This window comes from Kitasatospora sp. NPDC096204 (assembly GCF_044763205.1).
In the GTDB taxonomy this organism is placed as follows: Bacteria; Actinomycetota; Actinomycetes; order Streptomycetales; family Streptomycetaceae; genus Kitasatospora.
The window spans coordinates 1-11,987 of record NZ_JBIWFT010000075.1 but is presented as its reverse complement, the minus strand read 5'-3'; the positions used below and the strand labels follow the sequence as shown (position 1 = coordinate 11,987).

10 protein-coding genes are annotated in these 11,987 nt (G+C 75.0%); 6 read left to right on the top strand and 4 right to left on the bottom strand.

The window, feature by feature from the left end:
* Positions 1 to 86 precede the first annotated feature (86 nt).
* Positions 87 to 1,352 carry an acyltransferase gene (locus ACIQ87_RS39715; protein WP_402417074.1) on the bottom strand — a complete coding sequence of 422 codons (1,266 nt, stop codon included), beginning with the start codon at positions 1,350 to 1,352 and terminating at the stop codon, positions 87 to 89.
* A 280-nt stretch (positions 1,353 to 1,632) separates the two neighbouring features.
* Here ACIQ87_RS39715 and ACIQ87_RS39710 point away from each other — a divergent pair, with 280 nt between their 5' ends.
* The 4 genes from ACIQ87_RS39710 to ACIQ87_RS39695 all read left to right on the top strand — a co-directional run bounded on the left by ACIQ87_RS39710 (position 1,633) and on the right by ACIQ87_RS39695 (position 6,276).
* Positions 1,633 to 4,080 carry an FHA domain-containing protein gene (locus ACIQ87_RS39710; RefSeq protein ID WP_402417070.1) on the top strand — a complete coding sequence of 816 codons (2,448 nt, stop codon included), beginning with the start codon at positions 1,633 to 1,635 and terminating at the stop codon, positions 4,078 to 4,080.
* A 161-nt stretch (positions 4,081 to 4,241) separates the two neighbouring features.
* Positions 4,242 to 4,832: a hypothetical protein gene (locus tag ACIQ87_RS39705; protein ID WP_402417068.1), complete on the top strand. Its 591-nt coding sequence runs from the start codon at positions 4,242 to 4,244 to the stop codon at positions 4,830 to 4,832.
* Between the two features lie 62 nt (positions 4,833 to 4,894).
* The gene (locus ACIQ87_RS39700) at positions 4,895 to 5,905 is read left to right on the top strand and encodes a serine/threonine-protein kinase (RefSeq protein ID WP_402417072.1); all 1,011 of its coding nucleotides are present in this window, start codon (positions 4,895 to 4,897) and stop codon (positions 5,903 to 5,905) included.
* Positions 5,902 to 6,276, top strand: coding sequence for a DUF1304 domain-containing protein (locus tag ACIQ87_RS39695; RefSeq protein ID WP_402417067.1), 375 nt, complete (start codon positions 5,902 to 5,904; stop codon positions 6,274 to 6,276). Before ACIQ87_RS39700 ends, ACIQ87_RS39695 begins: the two co-directional genes overlap by 4 nt.
* 94 nt (positions 6,277 to 6,370) lie before the next feature.
* On the opposite strand, the gene ACIQ87_RS39690 is transcribed toward ACIQ87_RS39695, so the two are convergent.
* The gene (locus ACIQ87_RS39690; RefSeq protein WP_402417066.1) at positions 6,371 to 7,738 is read right to left on the bottom strand and encodes a streptophobe family protein; all 1,368 of its coding nucleotides are present in this window, start codon (positions 7,736 to 7,738) and stop codon (positions 6,371 to 6,373) included.
* Between the two features lie 564 nt (positions 7,739 to 8,302).
* Here ACIQ87_RS39690 and ACIQ87_RS39685 point away from each other — a divergent pair.
* Complete coding sequence (locus ACIQ87_RS39685) at positions 8,303 to 9,463, top strand: DUF6777 domain-containing protein (RefSeq protein ID WP_402417065.1); 1,161 nt, start codon at positions 8,303 to 8,305, stop codon at positions 9,461 to 9,463.
* An 83-nt stretch (positions 9,464 to 9,546) separates the two neighbouring features.
* On the opposite strand, the gene ACIQ87_RS39680 is transcribed toward ACIQ87_RS39685, so the two are convergent.
* Complete coding sequence (locus tag ACIQ87_RS39680; RefSeq protein WP_392877843.1) at positions 9,547 to 9,990, bottom strand: winged helix-turn-helix transcriptional regulator; 444 nt, start codon at positions 9,988 to 9,990, stop codon at positions 9,547 to 9,549.
* Between the two features lie 148 nt (positions 9,991 to 10,138).
* On the opposite strand from ACIQ87_RS39680, the gene ACIQ87_RS39675 reads away from it, so the two are divergent.
* A complete protein-coding gene (locus tag ACIQ87_RS39675) occupies positions 10,139 to 11,395 on the top strand; it encodes an MFS transporter (protein WP_402417064.1) in 1,257 nt (418 codons plus the stop codon).
* Between the two features lie 7 nt (positions 11,396 to 11,402).
* Here ACIQ87_RS39675 and ACIQ87_RS39670 read toward each other — a convergent pair whose 3' ends face one another.
* Complete coding sequence (locus tag ACIQ87_RS39670; protein ID WP_402417062.1) at positions 11,403 to 11,840, bottom strand: DUF4259 domain-containing protein; 438 nt, start codon at positions 11,838 to 11,840, stop codon at positions 11,403 to 11,405.
* Positions 11,841 to 11,987: the final 147 nt, after the last annotated feature.

The window sequence follows — 11,987 nt, the reverse complement described above, 5'->3', positions numbered from 1 at the left end:
GCCTGGCTCCACACCTACAATCACCACCGCGGACACACCGCACTCGCAGGCAAGCCACCCGCCAGCCGCGTCCCCAACCTCACGGGTCAGAACACCAGAGCACCTTGGGCAGGACGGCCGCCGACGCGGGCGGCCCGTCCTCGGCCCGCCGGAAGCGGTGCACCGCCGCCCGGCCCTCCGTCCCGCGCAGCCGGGCGGCGAGCCGGGCCGGCAGCACCACGGTGGCCAGCCGGCCCTCGCCACGGAACCCCTCGACCGTCCAACTCACCCAGGGGATCGGATAGTTGGCGGCCGGACTGAAGAACACCGGACGCCACCCCTGGAAGCTCACCGCGTAGGCGCCGAAGCCGCTCCAGTTGGAGAAGCTGAACCGGCGCGCCCCCGGGTCGAAGCCCAGCGGCACGCAGTCGCGCAGCCGCGAGCGGCCGAGGGTGGCCAGGAACCACAGGTTGGCCCGGAGGTTGAGGTGCGCGGTCGGGAACTCCTCGACCGCCGCGCGCAACGCGCCCGCCAGCGCCGCGGGGCCCTCCTCGGGCCGGTGCGGCACGTGGACCTCGCTCAGCAGGTTGCCCACCAGCGGGCGACAGGCCCAGCCGGCGCCGCGCGTTGACCGGAACGGTCAGCATCCGCTCGGCGTCGTCCCCGTCCAACTCCCGCAGGGTACTGAGGAGGTGGGCGCAGAGCACGTCCCCGGAGGAGAGCCGCCGCCCGGCCGCCGCACCGAACTCCTCACGCATCCGGGCCACTTCGGCGTCAGTGAAGGCGATCTGGACGATCCGGTTGGCCCGCGGACCGGCCGCCACCTCGCGGGCCAACAGCTCCGCCTCCGCCGCCGTCGGCACCCGGAAGCCGGGCCGGCCGCAGTCCTCCTCGGGGAGCACCTCGGTCAGCAACTCGTCCTGGTCATCCACGAGTTCGGCCTCAGGAAGCGGCTCCCCCTCGACCGCCGCGGACCAGATCCGCAGCAGCAGCATGAAGCTGTGCAGGTCGCCGATCGCATGGTGCCAGGAACAGCCGAGCACCGTGCCGCCGTCGGCCGTACGGGTCACCCGTACGGTGAGCAGCGGCACGCCGCCCTCGCGTGCGGCGGGGGCGTCCAGCGGGGCGACCAGTTCGGAGCCGGCCGCCGTCGCCCGGCCCATCGCCCCGGCGAGCGTGCCCTCCGCAGTGTAGACCTCGAACGGCACGCCGGTGTCGTCGCAGACCGCCTCCAGGACGCCCTCGACGGTGCGCAGCCGGCCGGCGAAGACCGGCACCCGCTCCAGCGCGCGGGCCAGGCCGGCGGCGAGCCGGTCGTCGTCCAGCGACTGCTCGAAGCAGAGCACGACCGAGACGGCGAGGTCGGCGAGCATCGTGTCCATCAGCCCGCAGCGCAGCACCCGGCCGGTGGCGCGCCCGGCCCGGACCGTCCGGGATCTTCGCAACTGCGGCCAGAGGCTCATGGGTTCCGTTCCGAAGCACTTGACGACTTCCGGCGACACACGGGGCGGCGCGCAGGCCGTCGCGGCGGCGCGCGATCCGCGGGCACGCCGAACGATAGTGCCGCGCGAAGCCAGTGGTCCAGTCCAATCCCGCACTCCGGGACGGCACTTCGACCGCCGCGACGACAGCGGCGGCGATAGAATGCGCACCATGGGAGAGCGCCCCGGCGCGCCCACCGCGCCGCCCCTCGTGCTGGTCACCGACACCGACTCGCAGCTGATCGATCCGGGCCGGGCCTACCACCTCGGCCGTGACCCGACCAGCGAGATCGTGCTGGACGACCCCCGGGTCTCCTGGCACCACGCGATCCTGCGCACCGACGACGGCCACTGGCTGCTGGAGGACGTGGGCAGCACCAACGGCACCTACGACGAGGGCCGCCGCGTCCACCAGGAGAACGTCGGCCCGGGCACCCGGCTGCGCTTCGGCGATCCGGCCGACGGTCTGTCCGCGACCTTCGCCGCCCTCCCCACCCCCACCGTGCACAGGCGGCCGTCGCTGATCGCCCCGCAGGCCTCCGGCACGTTCCGCCGCCCGAGCGCCGTCCACCGGCTGCTCGGTCACAGCATCCGGATCGGCCGCGCCGGCGACAACGACCTGGTCCTGGACAACCTGGTGGTCTCCCGCCACCACGCCGAACTGCGGGCACTGCCCGACGGCGGGCACGAGATCGTCGACCTGGACAGCCACAACGGCACCTACCTCAACGGCCGTCCCGTCCGACGCGCCCCGGTCGGTCCGGCCGACATCGTCGGCATCGGGCACTCCGCGTTCTGCCTGGCCGACGGCCGACTGGTCGAGTACACCGACACCGGCGAGATCTCCCTGGACGTCCGGCACCTGGTGGTCCGGGTCGGCCCCGACCACCGGGTGCTGCTGGACGACGTCGGCTTCCCGCTCGCCGAGAAGGCACTGCTCGCGGTGGCCGGCCCGAGCGGCGCGGGCAAGTCCACCCTGCTCAACGCGCTCACCGGGCTGCGCCCCGCCGACCAGGGCACGGTGCTGTACGACGGACGCGACCTCTACCGCGACTACGCCGAGCTGCGCCGCCGGATCGGGCTCGTCCCGCAGGACGACATCCTGCACACCCAGCTCACCGTCCGCCGCGCCCTGTCCTACGCCGCCGAGTTGCGCTTCCCCGGCGACACCGACCCGCAGGAGCGGGCGGCCCGGGTCCACGAGGTGATCCACGAGCTGGGCCTGGACGCCCGGGCCGACCAGGTGATCGCCAGCCTCTCCGGCGGTCAGCGCAAGCGGGTCAGCGTCGCCCTGGAACTGCTCACCAAGCCGTCCCTGCTCTTCCTCGACGAACCGACCTCCGGTCTGGACCCGGGCATGGAGCGCTCGGTGATGCGCATGCTGCGCGGGCTGGCCGACGACGGCCGGACGGTGGTCGTGGTGACGCACAGCGTGCTGAGCCTGAACGTCTGCGACCGGCTGCTGGTGCTGGCCCCGGGCGGGCGGACGGCGTACTACGGGCCGCCCGGCGAGGCGCTGGAGTTCTTCGGCTTCGACGAGTGGCCGGAGGCCTTCGAGGCCTTCGAGCACGAGGACCACGCCGCCTGGCAGCAGCGCTTCCGCGACTCCCCGCAGTACGCGCACTACATCGCGGCCGAGGCCTGGACCGCGCCGCACCCCGGTCCGGAGCCGGACGCCGGTCAGGCCCCGTACACCGGTCCGGAAGCGTACGCCGGCCAGACCCCGGCCGCCGGCCGGGCACCGCGCCCCGGTGCGGACCAGGGCCCGCCGGTGTCCGCCCCTCCCCCGATCGCCTGGGAGAAGCCGCAGGGCTGGTTCTCCCAACTGGGCACACTGGTGCGCCGGTACACCTCGGTGCTGGCCGCCGACCGGCTCTTCCTCACCATCATGGTGGTGCTGCCCTTCGTCATCGGCCTGATGTGCCGGGCGATGGCCGGCTCCCGGCTCTCCCCCGACAACGCCGTCAACTGCCTGCTCACGCTCTGCATCGGCGGTCTGCTCACCGGCGCCGCCAACTCGGTGCGTGAGCTGGTGAAGGAGCGCGCGATCTACCGGCGGGAGCGGGTGGTCGGGCTGTCCAGATCGGCGTACCTGGTCTCCAAGGTGGTGGTGCTGGGCACGGTCACGGTGGCCCAGGCCGTGGTACTGACCGTGGTCGGCCTGGCCGGGGTGAACCTGTCCTTCGCGGTGCCGACCGGGGTGGTGATGCCGCAGCTGCCCGAGCTGATCATCGCGGTCGCGCTGCTCGCCTTCTCGGCGATGATGCTCGGCCTGGTGGTCTCGGCGCTGGTGGACAAGGAGGAGGCCACCATGCCGCTGCTGGTGCTCCTCTCGGTGGTGCAGATCGTCTTCAGCGGCCTGATGCTCAAGCTGCACGGGGTGCCGGGGCTGGAGCAGTTCGCCTGGCTGATCCCGTCCCGCTGGGGCATGTCGGCGATGGCGCGCACCGTCGAACTGCACGGCATCTTCCCGAACGCGATCACCGCCGACCCGATGTTCCGCCACCAGCGGTCCGGCTGGGTGCTGAGCATGGTGCTGCTGCCCGCGCTCTCGCTGCTGTACGGCCTGGTGGTGCTGGTCCTGCTGCGGCGGCACGAACCGAGCATCATGCGGCGCTGACGGCTTCGACCGAGCCTGCCGGGCCCGGCGGGCAGCGGGGAGTGACCAGTGGGCAGTGGCCCCACAGGCTCGGGCCGCCGCCGGTAGAGTGGGAGGCGACCTGTGGTGCGAGTCGTGCCGCGCGCGGCGGGGATCGCGCGGCGGAGGAAATGTAGCCGCCCATGGACGAGTTCGCGTTCCGCCCCACCCACGTTGCCCCACCGGACGGGATGGCCTCCTGGGCGGCGCCGGACCCGACCCAACCCACCGCCCGGCTCGACGCGCTGCTGCCGCTGCGCCTGCTCGACCGCCGGGGCGACTGGGCTCGGATCCTCTGCTCCAACGGCTGGACCGCCTGGGTGGACGGCCGACTGCTGGTCGCCCTGCCGCAGCCGCCGCCCGGCGCCGGGGGCCCGCCCGCGCGGACCGCCGACCCGCGCCCGGCGCTCGCCGACGCCGGGGGCGCACTCGACCGCTACCGCGCCCTCCTGGAGGACCTCGCCACCGGCGCCCTCGACCTGGAGACCTTCCGGGAACGAACCCGCGGCCTGCGGATCGGCCTGGTGGTGGACGGCGAGGCGCTGTGGCTGTTCGACCCGCTGCACGACCGCTGGTGCTACGGCGACGGGCTCCAGCTCCAGACGTACGCGGCCACCGACCGGCCGGTGCCGCCGACCTCCCCGTCGTCGGGCCCTCCGCCGGTGCCCGGCCCCGCCGCGAACGGACCGTCCGCGAACGGCCGGTCCGCCCCCACCCGGACCGGTGAGCCGTGACCTCCGCCGAGCTGCCGTCCACCGGGCCGCCCTCCGCCGAGCCACCCGCCGAGCCGTCGGGTCTGCCCGCCGGGCTGGCCGGGCTGGTCGGGCGGCAGATCGCCGGCTACCGGCTGGAGACCGAGATCGGGCGTGGCGGCATGGCCGTGGTCTACCGGGCCAAGGACCTGCGGCTCGGGCGGACCGTCGCGGTCAAGCTGCTCGCCCCCGAACTGGCGCGCAACGAGGTGTTCCGGCAGCGCTTCATGCACGAGTCGGAGGCCGCCGCCGCGATCGACCACCCGCACATCATCCCGGTGTTCGACGCGGGCGAGCAGGACGGCATCCTGTTCCTCGCGATGCGCTACGTCGAGGGCGGCGACCTGCGCGCCCTGATGAACCGCTCCGGCCCGCTCCCGGCGGAGCGGGCCGTCCGGCTCGCCCTCCAGATCGCCTCGGCACTGGACGCCGCCCACGCCCACGACCTGGTGCACCGGGACGTCAAACCGGGCAACGTGCTGGTCGCCGCCGGGACGGACAGCGAGCACCCGGAGCACCTGTACCTGGCGGACTTCGGGCTGACCAAGAAGTCCCTGTCGCTCAGCGGGCTGACCGGGGTCGGCCAGATCGTCGGCACGCTCGACTACGCGGCGCCGGAACAGATCTCCGGCAGGCCGCTGGACGGGCGCTGCGACCAGTACGGGCTCGGCTGCGTGGTGTTCGAGATGCTCGCGGGAACCCCGCCGTTCCGCCGGGAGAGCGACCTCGCGCTGCTCTGGGCGCACCTCAACGACCCGCCGCCCGCGCTGCGCGAGCACCGGCCCGACCTGCCGGCCGCCGTCGGGGCGGTGGTCTCCCGGGCGCTGGCCAAGACGCCCGGGGAGCGGTACCCGAGCTGCCTCGGCTTCGTCGCCGAGCTGCGTGCGGCGACCACCGCCGCCGCACCGGAGCCGTGGCACGCGGACGGGCCGCCCACCCGGGTCGTCCCGGCACTCGCCCCCGACCCGCCCGCGGTACCCCGGCCGCCCGCCTGGGCCGCACCGGTCGTCCAGCCGCCCTGGCCGTCCCCGCCCGGAGGGAGCCGTCCGTCGTGAACGCCGTGAGCCAGGTCCTCGCCGTGGTCGCCGCGGCCATCCACCTGATCGTCTGGCCGCTCGAGAGCTTCCTGTACGGGCACCCGCGGGTGCGTCGGCTGCTCACCGGCAGCACGGCGGACGCACCGGAGGTCCGGCTGTGGCGCGTCAACGTGGGCTTCTACAACCTGTTCCTGGCGCTCGGCCTGGTCGCCGGCCTGGTCCTGCTGCACGTCGGCCACCCGGGGGCCGGGCGGGTGCTGGTGCTCTACGTCGCCGCGTTCATGCTCGCGGGCGGGATCACCCTGTTCTGCTCGGAGCCGAAGCTCTGGCGCGGCGCGCTCGGCCAGGCGGTACCGGCGGCCGTCATCCTCCTGGCGGAGGCGTTCTGAACCCGGCCGCCCGGGGCGGGGCGCGCCACCGGCCCCACACCGCGACCGGCCCCACCACCGGCCGTGGTCTCTGCCGAACCGCCCGGATGTCCCGTCAACCGACGGGCCCACCCGTGGACGCTTCCGCCTCCGCCCCGGCGACCTCACCACGGTGCCGCACCCGGGTGGCGAGCAGGGCGCCCAGCGCGCCGGTCAGCAGCCCCCACCCCGCCGCGAGCGGCACCGCCGTCCAGAGCACCGGGCTCAGGGTGAGGCTGCCGCTGCCCAGTGCGGCCAGCGGGCTGTTGCCGCCGAGCACGGCGCCCAGCAGGTCGCCCAGGCCGCCCCGGCCGAGGCCGACGCCGAGCACGGAGAGCCCGTAGTCGGCGTCCACCCGGGTCCACAGGCCCACCAGCAGCATGGTGACGGCGGCGGCGAGCGCGAAGCGGACGGCGTGCTGCCAGAGCCGGACGGTGCGCGGTGCGCGGCGGGCCGCCAGGAACGCGGCCGCGAGCAGCAGGACGGCGGCCAGCGGCAGCAGCCACCAGCTGCGCGCGTCCTGCTCCGCGAGGGTGCCGAGGTCGATGGTCGCCTGTCCGCCCTCGGAGGTGCGCAGCACGGCGCTGAGCGGCTTGGGGACGGGCAGACCGACCGCGCCGACCAGCTGCCCGTGCCACTCGGCGCCCAGCCCGACGCCGAAGGCCAGCCAGACCAGGTTGGGCAGTGCGAGCAGCAGCACGGCCAGGGTCTGCCGGGCGTTTCCGTGCACGATCACGGTCAGCACCCCGGCCACCGCGCCGATCGCCAGGTACGCCAGCAGGACCAGCCAGAGCGCGAACGCGGCCGGGCGGACGGCGAGTTGGTGGCGCACCAGGGCGGCCGGCAGCGGGGCCCGCCGGGACACCGCGAAGGTGAGCGCGAGCACCACCAGCAGCCAGGCCAGCCCGATGCCGACGGTGGTCGGGCCGTCCGCGTGGAAGCCGACCTCCGGGGTGAGCCCCAGCGCGCCGCCGATCGACTGCGCCAGGTCGTCACCGAGCGGGACGACGAAGGTGTGCCGGGCGCCGAGGGTGATCAGCACCAGGGCGAGCAGCCAGAGCAGCACCGTCCGGCCGATCCGCCCGAGCAGCTCTCCGCCGCCCGCGACCGCGCGGAAGCGCAGCTGGCGCAGGAACACCTCCGCCATGGCGACCGCGCCGGCCACCGAGACGCTCAGCGGCATCGCGCTGATCTCGGCCCCGACGGCCGCGAAGTCTCCCGCGCCGCCGTCGAGCCGGACGGTGCCGCCGACGGCGAGCGCCAGCGTCGCGGCCAGCACGGCCGGGACGCCGCCGTCCGGGAGGTCGTCGGCGCCGGCCAGCCAGAGGCCGAGTGCGGCGACCGCCGCCATCGCCACCAGCCCGGCCACCACGACGGCGAGCGCTTCCAGCCAGCCGCGTACGGCTCCGGGCGGGCCGGCGGCCCGGGTGGTGGGCTGCTGCATGCCGCCTCCTCGTCGTGCGCGGGGTGCCTGGGGCCCGGCCGGCAGCCGACCGGCTGCCGGTGGGGCTTCCAGGGTGGCCGACGCTCGGCGGGCACGCTCGGCGACGCCCCGCCCACCTGCTGTTGCGGCGAACGGGGCCGCGGGGGAGAAAGGGAAGCCGACGGCCGGAGCCTCCGGGGCCGGCCCCGGTCGGCCGACCGCCTGCGAAACGGAGCCTCGATGACCTCCCAGCCGCCTCCGTCCGGCCCGCCCGGCGAGCCTTCGCAGGGTCCGCCGTCCGGGCCTCCGTCCACACCTCCCTCCGGGCCGCCCTCCGGGCCGCCGTCCGGACCGCTGGCCGGGCCGCCCTCCGGCGGTGGCGCGGCCGGACCGCCGTCCACACCTCCTCCACCCTCGGGCCCGTACGGGACGTCCGGGGCGGGCGGCGCCTCCGGGACGGGCGGCGACGGGGGTGCGAGTGGTCCCGGCGGCGCGGGCGAGCCGTCCGGACCGGGCGGAGCCGGCGGGCCCGGGAGCGGTGCGCACAGGCCCTGGTGGCGCTCCGGGAAGGGGCTGGCCCTGGCGGTGGCCGCGGTGGCGGTGGCCGCGGTGGCCGCGGTGCTGATCGCCGGCAACCAGGGCGGCCACCACTCGACCGTGCCGACGGCGAACGAGGTCGCCCTGCAGGCCCCGGCCGATCCCGGGCCGGACCCGTTCACCCCGTCGGTGGAGACCCAGGCGGTGAACGCCCCCGCCCCCGCCACCCCGACGGCGCAGCATCCGGGCGGCACCTCGCCCGGGAGCGGCTCCACGGCGGCGATCCACAGCGTGGAGGGCAGCTCCGCCGGGCTGTACGCCGGGACGATGAGCAAGCCGAGCTGCGACACCGAGCGCCTGATCGGGATGGTCTCGACCGGGGACGCCGGGCGTGCCTGGGCCTCGGCCGCCGGCATCGCGCAGGCCGAGATCCCGGGCTACCTGCGCTCGCTCACCTCCGCCTACCTGCGGGTGGACACCCGGGTGACCAACCACAGCTACCGGAGCGGCGCGGTGGTCGAGTACCAGTCCGTGCTCCAGGCTGGCACCGCCGTCCTGGTGGACGCCCGGGGCGTGCCCCGGGTGCGCTGCTCCTGCGGCAACCCGCTGAAGCCGCCGACGCTGGTGAACGACGCCCGCTACACCGGGAAGGCCTGGGCGGGTTTCCAGCCGACCGCGCTGATCGTGGTGGTGCCCGCACCGCAGCCGGTGACCGAGATCATCCTGGTGAACGTCCAGACCGGCGAGTGGTTCTCCCGGCTGACCGGGCGGGCCGAGGTCGTGGACCGGACCGTCGGACCGCCGACGGGGCCGCTGGCACCCGGCATCCCGCCGCCGGCACCCTGGCAGCCGTCCACGCCCACGGCCACCTCCTCGACGGCGCCCGGTACGACCTCGCCCGGCACGGCGACGAGCCCGGGTACGACGTCGCCGGGTGCAACGCCCCCGGGCACGACGAGTTCGGGCGCGACGACCTCCACGGCCACGCCGTCGACCGGCTCGGGCCAGCCGCCAGGGACGACCACGACGACCGGCACCCCGTCCGCGCCCACCGCCACATCCACCCCCACGTCCACCGTGACGACGGCGACGCCCACCCACCCGGCGACCGGCACGACGACGGCGGGCCCCGCGACGACCACCGCCGTCACGACGGCCACCGGCACCGGGACCGGATCCGCGACCACGAGCGCCGCCAAACCGAGCTGACCCGACGTAAGCCCAGCCCACCGCTGCCACCGGTCACCCGCCGACATCGGCCGCCACCACCCGGCCGGTGGCGGCGGCGCGCCTCAGGGCAGCAGCACCCGCGCGTCCTGCGGCCCGAGCACCCGGCCGTCCGCCGAGCGCACCTCGACCGGTGCGACGGGCGCGCCGGACTCACGGTCCACCAGGCGGGCCCGGGGCTCGCCCTCCTCGAAGAACCACTCGTCGCCCCACTGCCGCAGCGCCGTGATCACCGGGAACAGCGCGCGCCCCTTCTCGGTGAGCACGTACTCCTGGTACGGGCTGCCGTCGGCGGCCGGCGCGAGCTCGAACACGCCGTTGGCGACCAGGTTGGCCAGGCGGGCCGACAGGATGTTCTTGGCCAGGCCGAGGTTCTTCTGGAACTGCCCGAAGCGGCGCAGCCCGTCGAAGGCGTCGCGGACGATCAGCAGCGTCCAGCCGTCGCCGACGACGTCGAGGGGACGGGCGACGGGGCAGCTCGATTCCTCGTGCGTGGTGCGTTTCGGCACTTCTCCCACCTCTCGGCTCTCGGCTCCGGACTCTCACCGGTCGGCGCCCAGCGTACCGACCGGAGTGTGGTTGCTTATTGAAACCAGGATATGCCATGGTCTCTCGGTAGCACTTTGAAACCACCGTGCCCTTCGAGGGAGTCCCACCATGACCTCTCCTGCCCGCGCAACCGCCACCCGCGCCGAGGCCTGCGCCGCCTCCGCCGAAGCCAAACCGCCCGGCACCCCAGGCGGAGCCCCGGCGCGCGGCCTGTCGCCCGCCGTCGCCTGGCTGCTCTCCGTCGCCTGCGGCCTCGCCGTGGCCAACGTCTACTACTCACAGCCGCTGCTCGACCTGATCGCCCGGGACTACGGCATCGCCCCGGCCACCATCGGCCTGGTCGGCACCCTCACCCAGACGGGTTACGCCCTGGGACTGCTGCTGCTCGTACCGCTCGGCGACCACGTCAACCGCCGCACCCTGATCACCACCCAGCTCGGCCTGTCCGTCCTCGCCCTCCTCGCCGTCGCGCTCGCCCCCTCCGCCCCGCTGATGCTCGCCGCGATGGCCGCCGTCGGCGTCCTCGCGGTCGTCGCCCAGGTGGTCGTCGCCCATTCCGCCCAACTCGCCGCCCCGGGCGACCAGGGCCGTGTGGTCGGCACCGTGACCAGCGGCATCGTGGTCGGCATCCTGCTCGCCCGCACCGTCGCCGGAACCATCGGCGACCTGGCCGGCTGGCGCGCCGTCTACCTGGTCTCCGCCGTCGCGACCGCCGCCATGGCCCTCGCCGTCGCGGCAGTCATCCCCTCCGAACGGCACCGCACGGCCGAGCGGATCGGCTACCCGCGCCTGGTCGGCTCGGTGTTCGTGCTCTTCGCCCAGGAGCGCGTGCTCCGCACCCGGGCCGTCCTCGCGCTGCTCAGCTTCACCTCCGTCACCGTGCTGCTCACCCCGATGGTGCTCCCGCTCGCCGCGCCGCCCTTCGACCTCAGCCACACCCAGATCGGGCTCTTCGGCCTCGCCGGCGCCGCCGGAGCGCTCGGCGCCGGGTACGCCGGCCGCCAGGCCGACCGCGGCCGGGCCGAACGCACCACCGGCATCGGCCTGTCCGCCATGCTGATCGGCTGGATCCCGGCCGCGCTGCTGCCGCACTCGGTCTGGTGGCCGGTGCTCGCCATGGTGGTGATCGACTACGGCCTGCAGTCCGTCCACGTCGCCAACCAGCACCTGCTCTACCAGGTCCGCCCCGAGGCACGCAGCCGCCTGACCGCCGGCTACATGCTGTTCTACTCCGCCGGGTGCGGCGCCGGCGCGATCCTGTCCACCGTCGTCTACGACCACGGCGGCTGGACGGCCGTCTGCCTGCTCGGCGCGGCCACCAGCCTCACCGCACTCGGCTACTGGTGGACGGCGGCCCGCCGCTGACGGCCGCTCACAGCTCGAACAACGGCGCGTCGATCGTCGGCGGCACCGGATCGAGGACGTCGCGCAGCTCGCGTATGCCCCGCCGCCAGGCCGGCCCGCTCTCCGTCTCGTCCCACAGCTCCGCGAGCTCCGACTCCTCCGCCACCATCCGGTCCAGCGCCTGCACCGCGAGCGGGCGCAGCTCGACGGAGAGCGGCGGTACCGGCTTCTCGGGGCCGTAGGCGCTCGTCACCGCCGCGCCGCCCGGGCACTGCGCCGCCACCAGCGCGGCGGCGGCGACCGCCTCCATCGCCTCGTCCGCGTCCAGGTACTCCTCCGCCCGGACGGCGCCCAGCAGCGCCGACCGCAGCAGCGCCTCACGTTCGCCCGGCGCCGCGTCGTCCAGGCCGTTGCAGAAGTCCGCCGCCGAGTCGTTGTCGAAGTGCCCGATGTCCCACGTGCCCATGCCGTTCCCCATCACGCCGTTCGTGTTCCTGTGCGACGGATGCTTGCACACCCCACTGACACTGATACTGCTAACCGGTCCCCGGTGGTCGTGGCTCTGCCACTGACTGACGCCCTGCTGGGCTGTCCTCCGGTTGTTCTGTCCGGC